Annotated in this window: 10 protein-coding genes and 1 tRNA gene; 2 read left to right on the forward strand and 9 right to left on the reverse strand. The window is 61.4% G+C overall.

Annotated features, from left to right (window positions below; translation table 11 throughout):
• Positions 1–51: 51 nt before the first annotated feature.
• Both infC and thrS read right to left on the reverse strand, forming a co-directional pair.
• Positions 52–576 carry a translation initiation factor IF-3 gene (gene infC / locus VMA74_RS06530; protein WP_325365840.1) on the reverse strand — a complete coding sequence of 175 codons (525 nt, stop codon included), beginning with the start codon at positions 574–576 and terminating at the stop codon, positions 52–54.
• Between the two features lie 46 nt (positions 577–622).
• Entirely contained in the window at positions 623–2,524 is a 1,902-nt protein-coding gene (thrS, locus tag VMA74_RS06535) for a threonine--tRNA ligase (protein ID WP_325365832.1), read from the reverse strand.
• Positions 2,525–2,820: 296 nt separating this feature from the next.
• Here thrS and VMA74_RS06540 point away from each other — a divergent pair, with 296 nt between their 5' ends.
• A complete protein-coding gene (locus VMA74_RS06540; protein WP_325365833.1) occupies positions 2,821–3,831 on the forward strand; it encodes an NAD-dependent epimerase in 1,011 nt (336 codons plus the stop codon).
• Between the two features lie 51 nt (positions 3,832–3,882).
• Here the strand turns inward: VMA74_RS06540 and VMA74_RS06545 are convergent, their stop codons facing one another.
• From VMA74_RS06545 to uvrB, 5 genes are all read right to left on the reverse strand, one after another.
• On the reverse strand, positions 3,883–4,332 hold the full coding sequence (locus VMA74_RS06545; protein ID WP_325365834.1) for a CopD family protein: 450 nt from the start codon (positions 4,330–4,332) through the stop codon (positions 3,883–3,885).
• Between the two features lie 104 nt (positions 4,333–4,436).
• Complete coding sequence (locus VMA74_RS06550) at positions 4,437–6,728, reverse strand: ATP-binding protein (RefSeq protein ID WP_325365835.1); 2,292 nt, start codon at positions 6,726–6,728, stop codon at positions 4,437–4,439.
• A gap of 79 nt (positions 6,729–6,807) precedes the next feature.
• Positions 6,808–7,578 carry a response regulator transcription factor gene (locus tag VMA74_RS06555; RefSeq protein WP_325365836.1) on the reverse strand — a complete coding sequence of 257 codons (771 nt, stop codon included), beginning with the start codon at positions 7,576–7,578 and terminating at the stop codon, positions 6,808–6,810.
• Between the two features lie 893 nt (positions 7,579–8,471).
• A tRNA-Val gene (locus tag VMA74_RS06560) sits at positions 8,472–8,546 on the reverse strand.
• A gap of 53 nt (positions 8,547–8,599) precedes the next feature.
• Positions 8,600–10,630, reverse strand: a complete 2,031-nt coding sequence (gene uvrB, locus VMA74_RS06565) for an excinuclease ABC subunit UvrB (RefSeq protein WP_325365837.1) — start codon at positions 10,628–10,630, stop codon at positions 8,600–8,602.
• Between the two features lie 128 nt (positions 10,631–10,758).
• Between uvrB and VMA74_RS06570 the strand changes: the two genes are divergently transcribed.
• Positions 10,759–11,298, forward strand: coding sequence for a GspH/FimT family protein (locus VMA74_RS06570; RefSeq protein ID WP_325365838.1), 540 nt, complete (start codon positions 10,759–10,761; stop codon positions 11,296–11,298).
• A gap of 27 nt (positions 11,299–11,325) precedes the next feature.
• Here the strand turns inward: VMA74_RS06570 and VMA74_RS06575 are convergent, their stop codons facing one another.
• Complete coding sequence (locus VMA74_RS06575; protein ID WP_325365839.1) at positions 11,326–11,832, reverse strand: TPM domain-containing protein; 507 nt, start codon at positions 11,830–11,832, stop codon at positions 11,326–11,328.
• A gap of 1 nt (position 11,833) precedes the next feature.
• Complete coding sequence (locus tag VMA74_RS06580) at positions 11,834–12,721, reverse strand: YgcG family protein (RefSeq protein WP_325365841.1); 888 nt, start codon at positions 12,719–12,721, stop codon at positions 11,834–11,836.
• Positions 12,722–12,730: the final 9 nt, after the last annotated feature.

Here is a 12,730-nt window from a genome sequence, read left to right on the forward strand (position 1 = left end):
CTCTCCCCGGCGGGGAGAGGGTGTCACGGCATGGCCGGATTTCGCTGCTGCTTACTTCTTCTTCGGCCCGATCATCATCACCATCTGGCGCCCTTCCAGGCGCGGAAAGGATTCGACGACGCCATTCTCGCCCACGTCTTCCTGGATTTTCCTGGCCAGGTTCTGGCCCAGGTCCTGGTGGGACATCTCGCGGCCGCGGAAGCGGATGGTGACCTTGACCTTGTCGCCTTCCTCGAGGAAGCGAAGCATGTTGCGCAGCTTGATCTGGTAGTCGCCCACGTCCGTGACCGGACGGAACTTCACTTCCTTGATCTCGACCTGCTTTTGCTTCTTCTTGGCGGCCTGGGCCTTCTTCTGGGCTTCGAACTTGAACTTGCCGTAGTCCATGATGCGGCAGACCGGCGGATCGCCGTTGGGCTGGATCTCGACCAGATCGAGCCCCGCTTCCTCGGCTGCGCGCAGTGCCTCGTCGCGAGTGAGGATGCCGAGCTGCTCGGAATCCGGGCCGATCACGCGTACGCGCGGCACGCGGATTTCATGGTTGCGACGGTTGCCCTTAGTTTCGGTGGTGGCGATACCACTATCCTCCAGAAGATGTTGAATTCGGCCGAGCGGCAATCAATCAGCGCCGCGTTTCGGCCTCCAGACGTTCGATGAAGCCGGCCAGCGGCATGCTGCCAAGATCTTCGCCCGAACGTGTACGCACGGAAACAGCGCCCGAATCCTTTTCGCGATCGCCGACCACAAGCAGGTAGGGCACTTTCTGAAGCGTATGTTCGCGGATTTTATAGCCGACCTTTTCGTTGCGCAAATCGGCGTGTACGCGGAAGCCTTTGTCGACAAGGGTTTGCGTGACCTGTCGGACATAGTCTGACTGCGCGTCAGTGATGCTGAAGACCACCGCCTGCACCGGCGCCAGCCAGGCCGGCAGATTACCAGCATGGTGCTCGATCAGGATGCCGATGAAGCGCTCCATCGAGCCCACGATCGCCCGATGCAGCATAACCGGATGTTTCCGTTGACTATGTTCGTCGACGTATTCGGCGCCAAGGCGCTCCGGCATCATGAAATCCACCTGCATGGTGCCGACCTGCCAGGCACGGCCGATCGAGTCCTTCATGTGGTACTCGATCTTCGGGCCATAGAAAGCGCCCTCGCCCGGCAGCTCCTCCCACTGTACGCCGGCCGCACGCAGCGCGGCGCGCAGGGCATTTTCGGCGCGATCCCACACCTCGTCGCTGCCCAGACGCTTGTCCGGGCGCATGGCGATCTTCAGGGCGATGTCCTCGAAGCCGAAGTCGGCGTACACCTTCATGGCCTGCTGGTGGAACGCAGTGACCTCCGATTCAATCTGCTCTTCCGTGCAGAAGATGTGACCATCGTCCTGCGTGAAGGCGCGCACGCGCATGATGCCGTGCAAGGCGCCGGAGGGCTCGTTGCGATGACAGCCGCCGAATTCGCCGTAGCGCACCGGCAGGTCGCGGTAGCTATGTAGCGAGGTGTTGTAGATCTGCACATGGCCGGGACAGTTCATCGGCTTGAGCGCGTACGTGCGCTTTTCCGACTCGGTAAAGAACATGTTTTCCTGGTAATTGTCCCAGTGGCCGGATTTTTTCCACAAGCTCACATCCATGATCTGCGGACCGCGCACTTCCTGGTAGCCGCTCTTGCGGTAGACGCCGCGCACGTACTGCTCCACCACCTGCCAGATGGCCCAGCCGTTGGGATGCCAGAACACCATGCCGGGCGCTTCTTCCTGCTGATGGAACAGGTCCAGCGCCTTGCCGATCTTGCGGTGGTCGCGCTTCTCGGCTTCTTCCAGCTGATGCAGGTAGGCCTTCAGGTCCTTGTCGTTCAACCACGCCGTACCGTAGATGCGCGTGAGCATCGCGTTGTTGGAATCGCCGCGCCAGTAGGCGCCGGCCACTTTCATCAGCTTGAACGCGCGCAGCTTGCCTGTGTTCGGTACATGCGGGCCGCGGCACAGATCGGTGAATTCGCCCTGCGTATAGAGCGAAAGTTCTTCATTGGAAGGAATGCTTTCGATGATCTCGGCCTTGTATGCCTCGCCGATGCCGCGAAAGTATGTGATGGCGTCATCGCGCGATTTCACGCTGCGCGTGACGGGCAGTTGCTCCTTCACGATCTTTTCCATCTCGGCTTCGATCTTGACCAGATCGTCGGGCGTAAAGGGACGCTCGTAGGCAAAATCGTAATAGAAGCCGTTGTCGATCACCGGGCCGATCGTCACCTGCGCGCCGGGAAACAGGCGCTGCACAGCTTGAGCCAGCAAGTGCGCCGTGGAATGACGCAGGATCTCCAGCGCCTCCGGGCTTTTCTCGGTGACGATTTCCAGGCTGGCATTGTGGTCGATGGCGAAGCTGGCATCCACCAGCTTGCCGTCCACCTTGCCGGCCAGGGTGGCCTTGGCCAGACCGGCGCCGATGGAGGCAGCCACGTCCTGCACCGTAACGGGATGGTCGAAGGGGCGTTTGCTGCCGTCGGGTAGCGTGATTTCGATCATGGGGACACCTAAATTTGAACACTGCGGCCATGAAATGACCGGCTTTGCCATCGCCCGCCTGGACAGCGGGCAAAAATAAAGAGCGCCACGCGCCCTTTTTTATGCATAAACACAAGGCGTGGCGGGGTCAGCGATGGGAACTCGTAGTTGACATGTCGCACACTCGACCGGCGCTTCGACGCGGGCCACCTTGTCTCTGATGTTGGGAAGCGAACGCTAATTTAGCGCGGCGGCCGTGTCAATTCAGCGACGGCGACCGGGCTATACAATACGCTCCTACCCTCAAGGACATTGCAATGCGTGTACTCGTTACCGGCTCGGCCGGCTTTATCGGCGCCGCCCTTACGGAACGTCTGCTGGCTCGGGGCGATCAGGTTCACGGCATCGACAATCACAACGATTACTACGATCCATCGCTGAAAGAAGCCCGCCTGGCGCGCTTTGCCGAGCATCCCAACTACACGCATCTGCGCGGCGACCTGGCCGATGCCGAGGTCGTGAACCGGGTCTTCCACGATTTCCAGCCCCAGCGGGTGGTCAACCTGGCGGCCCAGGCCGGCGTGCGTTATTCGCTGCAGAACCCGCATGCCTATGTACAAAGCAACCTGGTCGGCTTCGTCAACATCCTGGAAGCTTGCCGCCATCACAAGGTAGAGCACCTGGTCTACGCCTCTTCCAGTTCCGTCTATGGCGCCAACCGCAAGCTGCCGTTTGCGGTGGAAGACGCCGTCGACCACCCGGTAAGTCTGTACGCCGCCAGTAAGAAGGCCAACGAACTGATGGCGCATACCTACAGCCATCTGTACGACCTGCCCACCACCGGCCTGCGCTTCTTTACCGTCTACGGCCCGTGGGGGCGGCCGGACATGTCGCCTATCCTGTTCGCTGATCGCATCGTGCGCGGCGAGCCGCTGGACGTGTTCAACCATGGCAACCACAGCCGCGACTTCACCTACGTCGACGACATTGTCGAAGGTGTGATCCGCACGCTCGACCACATCGCCCAGCCTGATCCGACCTATGACGCGACGCTGCCGAACCCAGGCACTTCCAGCGCACCATACCGCCTGTACAACATCGGCAACGACCAACCCGTGCCGCTGCTGCATTTCATCGAGCTGATGGAGCGGAACCTGGGGCGCACAGTAGAGAAACGCCTGCTGCCGATGCAGCCAGGCGATGTGCCCGATACCTGGGCGGACGTGTCAGCGCTACGGCGCGATGTCGGCTATGCGCCGAATACGTCGATCGAGGAAGGCGTGGCGAAGTTCGTGGCGTGGTATCGCCAATACCATCGTCTTGCTTGACACCTGTCAGGCTGGGTTAGGCGACGTCGCCCAGCCTGCCATCTCTGTCGGCTAGAACGGTTTGGCGATCACCAGGAACACCACGCCCAGCAGCAGCAAGATCGGCAACTCGTTCAGTAGTCGCAAGCTGCGTGCCGAAGGCAATGGCCCTCCTTTCTCGCTGCGCTTGAGCAAACGTCCCATCCAGACGAAATACACCAGCAGCAAAGCCACCAGCGTGAGCTTGGCGTCGATCCAGTGCAAAGAACCGGCGACATTGGGCAAGGCATGCGGAAAGACACGCCAGCCTTGCCATAAGGCCAGGCCGAACAGGAAAGCGATACCGAACAGGTTGTGGCCGAAGCGATACAGCCGATGCCCCATCAGGCAAAGGCGCGCCTTTACCGCCGGTTCGTCACCCGCCTCGGCGATATTCACCAGGATCCGCGGCAGATAGAACACCGCCGCGATCCAGGCCATCACGAAGACGACATGCAGGCTTTTGATCCACAGATACGTCATGGCGGCTCCGCGCAGTGGAAATAACGTGGGGATGGTACGTGGATTGGATGGGGGCGTCAGCGGATGCGGCGAATGAACGCAGCAACACGCACATTTCAAAGCCGCTACGCACGCGGCAAGACCATCCGGAAATCTGTCCCCTGCCCTGGCTGGCTGGCGACGGTGATGGAGCCACCATGCCGCTCGATCACCGTTTTCACGAATGGCAACCCTAGCCCCACGCCCATGTCCCCTTCGCCTTTTCTATCGCCGACCTGAAAGAAAGGATCGAACAAATGTGGCAGGTCTTGTTCGGCAATACCCATGCCCTGATCGATGACATGCAGCACCAAACCATCCTCGCCCTCGTCCACCAGGCGCACAACGATCGCGCTATGGGCTGGCGAGTACTTGAGGGCGTTGTCGATCACGTTGACCAAGGCGCGAATGAGCATGTCCGGATTGCCCATGACCAACGTGTCCTCCAGATCGCACTCCGGACCGATCAGCTCGATCGCCTTGTTCTCGGCCGTCGGCCACAGCTGATCCATGGCTTCCATGGCCACATCCAGCAAGGTCACCGGTGCATAACGTTCGCGCTGGATCTGCTCGGCACGCGAGAGCTGCAGAAAATCCTTCGCCACCCGCAGCGAGTAATCTGCCTGCCGGCGCAAGTCTTCCAGAAAGGCGCGATCATGCGGCACGCCGTGGTGTCTCCCTTCGGCCCGTTCCTGGATCAGCGAAAGAATGGTGGAAAGTGGGCTGCGCAAGTCGTGGGCGATATGGCGCAACGCCTGCTTATCGTGCGTGATGCCTTGCTTGATGCCGGTGATATCGATGAGGCAGACGAGGGACGATGCCTGCCCCTCTTCCACCCGGGGATGCAGTGAGGTATCCGCGCTGGCATAAGGCACATGGAACAACATGTGCTCCCGCCCGCCGAATCGAACCTCCACACTATTGCTCGCTTCATCATGGCAATGCTCGCTTACCAGTCGTTGCACGTCATCCAGCGATACGCCGGCATGGCCCGCCGCACGTTCCGCCAGCATGTCTGCAGCCTTTGCGTTCCACACGGATACTTTCTGGTTGAGCACCATGAATACCGGATGCGGCAATTGATTGATCATGCTGACGAAGGTATTTTGCAGAGTGCGAATTTCGCGCAGCACCCGCCGCACTTCGCGCAACGGATCATTGCGACGACCGGATGGCGCCGGCATCGGCGCAGCAGCTTCCACCACACTCATCGCCGAAGCGATCGCACGCAGCTTGCCCAGCTCGCGTTTCAGCAGATTCTGCGTGCGGCGCAAGCGCTCCCAGGCAAAGTGCGTATAGATGAAAACGCACACCAGCGGCAGCAAGCCCAGGCCGAACCATCGATGGCACGTCGCCAACAACAGCATCGGCAACAAGAACATCAGCACGAACCAGCCCAATGCCGCGGCATGCATCCAACGTCCGGGAATCAGCGCGCAAGTCAGTACCATCCCCAAGGCGATCGCCAGATAGATCGGAATGGCGATATGGCCGGGCAGCTCGCTCGCCATGTTGCCGCTGAGCACGGCGTCGGTCATCAGCGCATCCAGTTGCGGGCGCGATACGGCATCCATGTTCAACGAGGAAATCTGGAAGCCCGCATCCTCACCCAGCGCATCACCGACGAAGACGATACGGTCGTCGAACGCATCCGCGGGTATCTGGCCGTCCAGCACATCGGCCAACGAATAATGCGGCAGATGGTGCGAGTCACCCAGCATCACCAACACGGCATCCGTCCGCGAAGGTGAAAGCGATAGCGCATAGGAACGCCGGTGCGCATGCGACTGTGCATGCACATGCTCTGCACCGGCGACACGAATCGCTTCCAGCACGATATTCGGATAATCGCCCAGCCTGGCAGATAGATAAGGCACGAAGCCGGTGACCACGCCGTAGTGCCCGAGCGTGACATGGCGCTGCCCGCGCCCTGCGGCCGCCGCGGCGAGCATGGGCGGCAGCATGTCCATTTTCTGGTTCGCATCGCCTCCGGCTACCGGCAATACAACACGTCCGCTACGCGCCACGGCGGCAGCCAGGGTGTCTGTGTGCATGCCACGGCCGAGGGGCTCGTCGAGGACGATGCTTGCGGCCCGATCGAGGCGTTGCAGCAAGGTGCTGGTGCGAGCCGATACGTCCTGCGCGCCGGATTCGCTCCAGGTCTTGCCGTCGATCAGCACCACCGCCACCTGGCCGGAGCTGGGATGCGCGAATAGCCGCGATGCGGTATCGAACCAGACTTTATCGAAAGCACCGGACATCGAAGCCCCCATTGGATGCCAGCTGAAAACAGCCAGCAGGAGCAGAATGCCGATAAAGAAGATGCGCGCCCAAGTGGTGCGGGAAAAGCGTCGTATGTTGGCCGTGCTCGACAACATCTGGCGCTCCCTGTTCGGTGTTGCGGCTGTTGCGTACTTCTAATGCCGGGGTTGTCACTCCGACGACGAGACCGATGACTCAGAACATCGACGTGGTCCGCGGGGCAGATGCGCGCATACCGCGTGCTACCGCCTGCCGCCGCCCCGGCTGCAGCAGTTCTTCCAGGCGATAACCATGGTTGTATACGGTGGAAATCAGCATTCCATTCTTGGAACGAAGCTGCAGTGCATGGCGCAGCTTGCTGACGTAGGTGGCCAGGGTCGCGTCGTATTTGGGATCGCTCTCGCCCCAGATTTTTTCGCTCAACTCCCCTTTGGTCACCACACAGCCGACATGGCGGAAGAAGTGCATGGCGAGCGCGAATTCGCGCTCCGGCAAATTCACCACTTTCTGGCCGTCCACACCATCCACCAGCACGCTGCGTGCGTCAGCATCCAATGTATAGCGGCCTAACTTGATCTTTCTTTCGCGCAGGTTTTCCGGGTAATACTTGCGCATCTGTGCCCGAATACGGGCGACCAGTTCCTGCTCACGGGCCGGCTTCACCATGTAATCGTCGGCGCCAGCATCCAGGCCCTGCACGATGCTGCTTTCGTCATCATGCTGAGTCAGCATGATGATCGGCACTTCACCATGAGCACGCGTAGCACGCGCCCACTTCAATACCTCGATACCGCACTTGCCGGGCACGTCCCAATCCAGCAGCAACATGTCGGCCGGTTCCTGCTCGAGCATGCCTACGAAACTATCGCCATCATGGCGCATCACGCATTCATAGCCTGCCTGATTCAACCAGCTGGAGACGGTATAGGCCTGCTTTACGGTGTCTTCGAGAATGGCAATGCGCATGCTCGTGTCCTCAAGTGATGGATGATTCCCACGGATGGCTTCCTTGCTCCTGCGACGCCCTCATTGCGCTGGCATCTGTTGTCAGGTTGTTCCCTTCTTGGATGTAGGAATCTTAAGAAGCTCCATACGGCGAGGACATAGGATCGGTACTAAAAATCCAAGTGAAATGTCAAAGATCCATGCACTGCGGCACAAACAAGCCACCACAGCGGCGCTCACGGTATCTTCACGGTATCGGGCAGGCGGCCATGCCGCCTTCACGTCTTTCCATGCGCGGTAGATCGCGACTTGCCAGTTGGCGTCAGCAATCCCAACTCAAATCTCAACCGCCCCGCATCGACCTGCAAGGCTGCGAGGGCTGGAGTCAGAAATAGAAAGGCCCCCTTTCGGGGGCCAGAAGCTTCATCTCTAGGGGGCGATGAAGCTCAGGGGTTGCTAACCACCGGTCGCGCAGAGGAATGGCCGGCCGGCAGCTACAGAGTGCATCGGAAAGAAACCGCAAGAAATCAGGGAAAAGCCCGACAAGTTGTCAGATTAGTACTACAGGCGAATGCCAATGCGCTCCGAAAAGCGAAAACGTGCCCGCTCACCCAAAAAATGCCAGCCACGAAGGCTGGCAAAGAAAGATCGAGGATTTACACATCGGAACCGCCTCGCAGTGCAACGCTGGTTCGGGCATGAAGATAGCGGCGGCAGGATGGGATTGGGACGAATCTCGATACATGTCAAACAGACACCACAGGCGCGCGCGAAGGCACATGGATACGCCGTATGGGGGCAACAGATCTACCGCCGAAAATCGCCTGGCCCGTCCCGGGTGGACATGAAGATACGCGCACCGCAGAAAAAGCAACGGCGCGATCCGAAGGTCGCGCCGTTGCCATGAGACGAATTGGTGGGCGGTACAAGGATCGAACTTGTGACCCCTTCCATGTCAAGGAAGTGCTCTACCGCTGAGCTAACCGCCCGCAGGCACGCCCTGGCGGGCGTGCGAGCCGCGTAGCATACCGGAAGCGCCCCATCAGCGTAAAGCCTGCTCGCGCAGCTGGTGGATGCGGTCGCGCAACCGGGCCGCCTCTTCGAATTCCAGGTTTTCTGCGTGCTTGCGCATGTCGGCCTCCAGCCGCTTGATCATCGCGGCGGCCTGTTCGGCACCCAGGCTGGCGTAGTCGGCGGCCTGCTCGGCCACGGCGGCGGCGCGGCCGCGCGCGGCCTTGCCCCGCGCCCGGCCCGGCACCTCGCTGCGCGCGCCTTCCATGATGTCGGCGATGCGGCGCACCACGGATTGCGGCGTGATGCCGTGCGCCAGGTTCCAGGCCACCTGCTTTTCGCGGCGCCGGTTGGTTTCGTCCATCGCCGCTTGCATGGAGCGGGTGATTTCGTCGGCGTAGAGAATCGCCCTGCCGCGCAGGTTGCGCGCGGCGCGACCGATGGTCTGGATCAGCGAGCCGGTGGAGCGCAGGAAGCCTTCCTTGTCAGCGTCGAGAATGGCCACCAGCGACACCTCGGGCATGTCCAGGCCCTCGCGCAGCAGGTTGATACCGACCAGCACGTCGAACTCGCCCAGGCGCAGGTCGCGGATGATCTCGACGCGCTCCACTGTTTCGATGTCCGAGTGCAGGTAACGCACCTTTATGTCGTGCTCGCTGAGGTATTCGGTGAGATTTTCCGCCATGCGCTTGGTCAGCGTAGTGACCAGCACGCGGTCCCCCATGGCGATGCGCTTCTTGGCTTCGCTGAGCAGATCGTCGACCTGGGTACGGACCGGCCGCACCTCCACTTCCGGATCGACCAGGCCGGTGGGGCGCACGACCAGCTCCACCACGGCGTCGCCGGACTTTTCCAGCTCGTAGGCGCGTGGCGTGGCGGATACGTAGATCGTGCGTGGCGCGCGGCGCTCGAATTCCTCGAAGCGCAGCGGGCGGTTGTCCATCGCCGAGGGTAGACGAAAGCCGAATTCCACCAGCGTTTCCTTGCGCGAGCGGTCGCCTTTGTACATCGCACCGAGCTGGGGCATGGTGACATGTGATTCGTCGACCACCAGCAAGGCATCCGGCGGCAGGTAGTCGAACAGCGTGGGCGGCGGCTCGCCTGGTGCACGGCGCGTGAGATGGCGCGAATAGTTTTCGATGCCCTGGCAGTAACCGACCTCGGCCATCATCTCGATGTCGAAGCGCGTACGCTGATCCAGGCGCTGCGCTTCCACCAGCCGGTTTTCCTTGTACAGAAAGTCCAGACGTTCCTTCAGCTCGATCTTGATGGTCTCGATCGCGTTCAGCACGCTTTCGCGCGTACTGGCGTAATGCGTACGCGGATACACGGTGTAGCGCGGCACTTTGCGGATGGTTTCGCCGGTGAGCGGATCGAACAGCGAAAGATTCTCCACCTCGCCGTCGAACAGCTCGATGCGCAGCGCTTCGGTTTCCGATTCGGCCGGAAACACGTCGATGACCTCACCGCGCACGCGATACGTGCCGCGCTTCAATTCCATCTCGTTGCGCGTGTATTGCAGCTCGGTGAGCTGGCGGATCAATGCGCGCTGGTCGATGCGCTCACCGCGCGCGAGGATCAGGCGCAGCGAAAGATAGTCCTCCGGATCGCCCAGGCCGTAGATCGCCGAAACGGTGGCGACGATCAGCGAATCCTTGCGCGAGAGCAACGCTTTGGTCGCGGCCAGGCGCATCTGCTCGATGTGTTCGTTGATCGAGGCGTCTTTCTCGATATAGGTATCGGACGCCACCACGTACGCTTCCGGCTGGTAGTAGTCGTAATAGCTGACGAAGTACTCCACCGCGTTGTGCGGGAAAAACTCCTTGAACTCGCCGTAGAGCTGCGCGGCCAGCGTCTTGTTTGGCGCCAGCACGATGGTGGGGCGCTGCACTTGCGCCACCACGTTGGCGATGGTGAAGGTCTTGCCGGAGCCGGTCACACCCAGCAGCGTCTGCCCGGCCACGCCGGACTCGAAGCCCTCAACCAGGCGCTTGATGGCCTCGGGCTGATCGCCGGAGGGCTGGTACTGGGAAACGAGTTCGAAACGGTCGCGATCGGTCATGGGCATCACTTGCGGGCGCTCCGGGCCATTTTAAATGCAGGGTGCTGACACGAGTTGTCAGCAGGGTCTTACAGCGTCCCTCCCCTTCGTCGGTTGGCACCACAGGAATGGCGCCTAGCATGGCCTGAATGAAGCGAAGAGACAGGAAGGGCTTTGGGCTGGCCGAGCAGATCATCGCACTGGCGGTGCTGGCCGTGCTGGTGGCGATCGCGGTGCCGGCATTGCACCGGATGCTGGAGACGCACGAGCTGCGCGCCGCGCAAGGCGACTATATCGCCGCCTTGCAGCACGCGCGCAATCTCGCCGTGAACGAACAGGTGCGCATCATCTTTTGCCCAAGCCGGGATGGCCTACGTTGCAGCGACGACGATGCATGGAGCCAAGGCTGGCTGATCGGAAAGGCCGACGTCGACAAGGACGGCCAGTTGCTCGGGTCGCCGCGCTATATCGGCAGGAAATACCGCGACACGCTAGTCATCGTCAGCAACAAACAGAAGTACATATGGTTCAGCCCTGACGGCAGCGCGTCAAACACCTGGCAGTCGCTTTCCTTTTGCGTGAAGGGCGACCGCGAACGCTTGCTGACAGTGACCATTTCCAGCAGAGGACGGGTCAAAGGCGGCGTCGCGCAAAATCCCGCCACATCGCCGTGTTTCGCTACGAATTGAGCGCGTGTCGGTTGACCGCCGATCCCGTCAAAGCAACACCGGCCGATCCGGCAGCTCATCCGGCCGTGGCCGGCCATGACTCGGAAAATGTTTTGCGAGTAGCGCGTGCACCTGGGTGATGCCTTGCAAGGTGCCCGCGCGCCAATGCCCGGCGGCAAAATCGTCGAGCATGCCGCGGCAGATCGCGCCCCATTCTTCCGGCTGCACGCGCCGGGCAATACCGCGATCGGCCACGATCTCGATGCGATGTTCGGCCATCAGCACGTAGATCAGCACGCCGCAGTTGTGTTCGGTGTCCCATACACCCAACTGGCCAAAAACCTGCCGTGCGCGCATGCCAGCGTCCAGGCCAGCCCATACGGCCGACAGGGGAAGGCGCGACTCAATGGCAAAGCGCAATTCGCCCAGATGCGTGTGTTCGCCATCGGCGATCGCAGCGGTCATGTCGTCCAGCAGTTCAGGCGGAAAACGGCGAGGCAACTGGAACCAACCCTCGAACAGATTCGCCATGATGCGTTGCGTGCGCGTAGGCATGTCACCAACTCCCCGAAGCGCCACCGCCACCGAAACTGCCACCGCCCCCGCTGAAGCCGCCGCCGCCGAAACCGCCGCCGCGCCCGCCAAATCCGCCGCCACCCCAGCCGCCGAAGCCGCCCCAGCCGCCGCCGCCGATGGATCGACCCGAACCTGCCGGCAGCAGCATGAACAATCCGCCGACGATGCCGCCGAGAATGCCGATGCCGAGCGATGCAAGCAGCCACAGCACGGCGCCCATCACCAAGCCGCCCACGGGTGCGCGCACCAGCGCCGGGGCGCGCCCGAAGATGCCGCGCAACATGATCAGCAGAAACAACGCAACAAAAAATACGCCATGCGTATCCGAGCCATGCTGCTCGGCATTGCCACGCACCGGCGGCGGCAACGGTTCGCCGTTGATCAGCTGGGTCAGCGCACCCACGGCATCGCTGATGCCGCCGAAGTAATCGTTGCTGCGGAATTTCGGCGCGATGTATTCACGGATGATGCGCGCCGCGGCGGCATCGGGAATCGCACCTTCCAGACCGTAGCCCACCTCGATGCGCACGCGCCGGTCGTTCTTGGCGATCAGCAGCAATACGCCATCGTCGATGCCCTTGCGGCCAACCTTGTTCGCAGTCGATACCTGCAGGGAATAGTCTTCGAGATCGTCAGGCTGCGTGCTGCCAACCATCAACACCACCAGCTGCGCGCCCTTCTGCTTCTCCAGATTGACCAGCTGCGCATCGAGCTGATCGATCTGTTGCGGCGTCAGCGTGCCGGTGAGATCGGTCACGTGGCGCGTGAGCTTGGGCACCGCCGGCTGCTGGTCGTCCGCGTGCGATACGCCCCACGGCGACAGCAAGGCGAGCGCCAGGACCATCCAAAGGCGCACCCAGCGCCGCATCATGTCAGT

Origin of the sequence: Dyella sp. (assembly GCF_035508675.1) — a bacterium.
In the GTDB taxonomy this organism is placed as follows: domain Bacteria; phylum Pseudomonadota; class Gammaproteobacteria; order Xanthomonadales; family Rhodanobacteraceae; genus Dyella_B.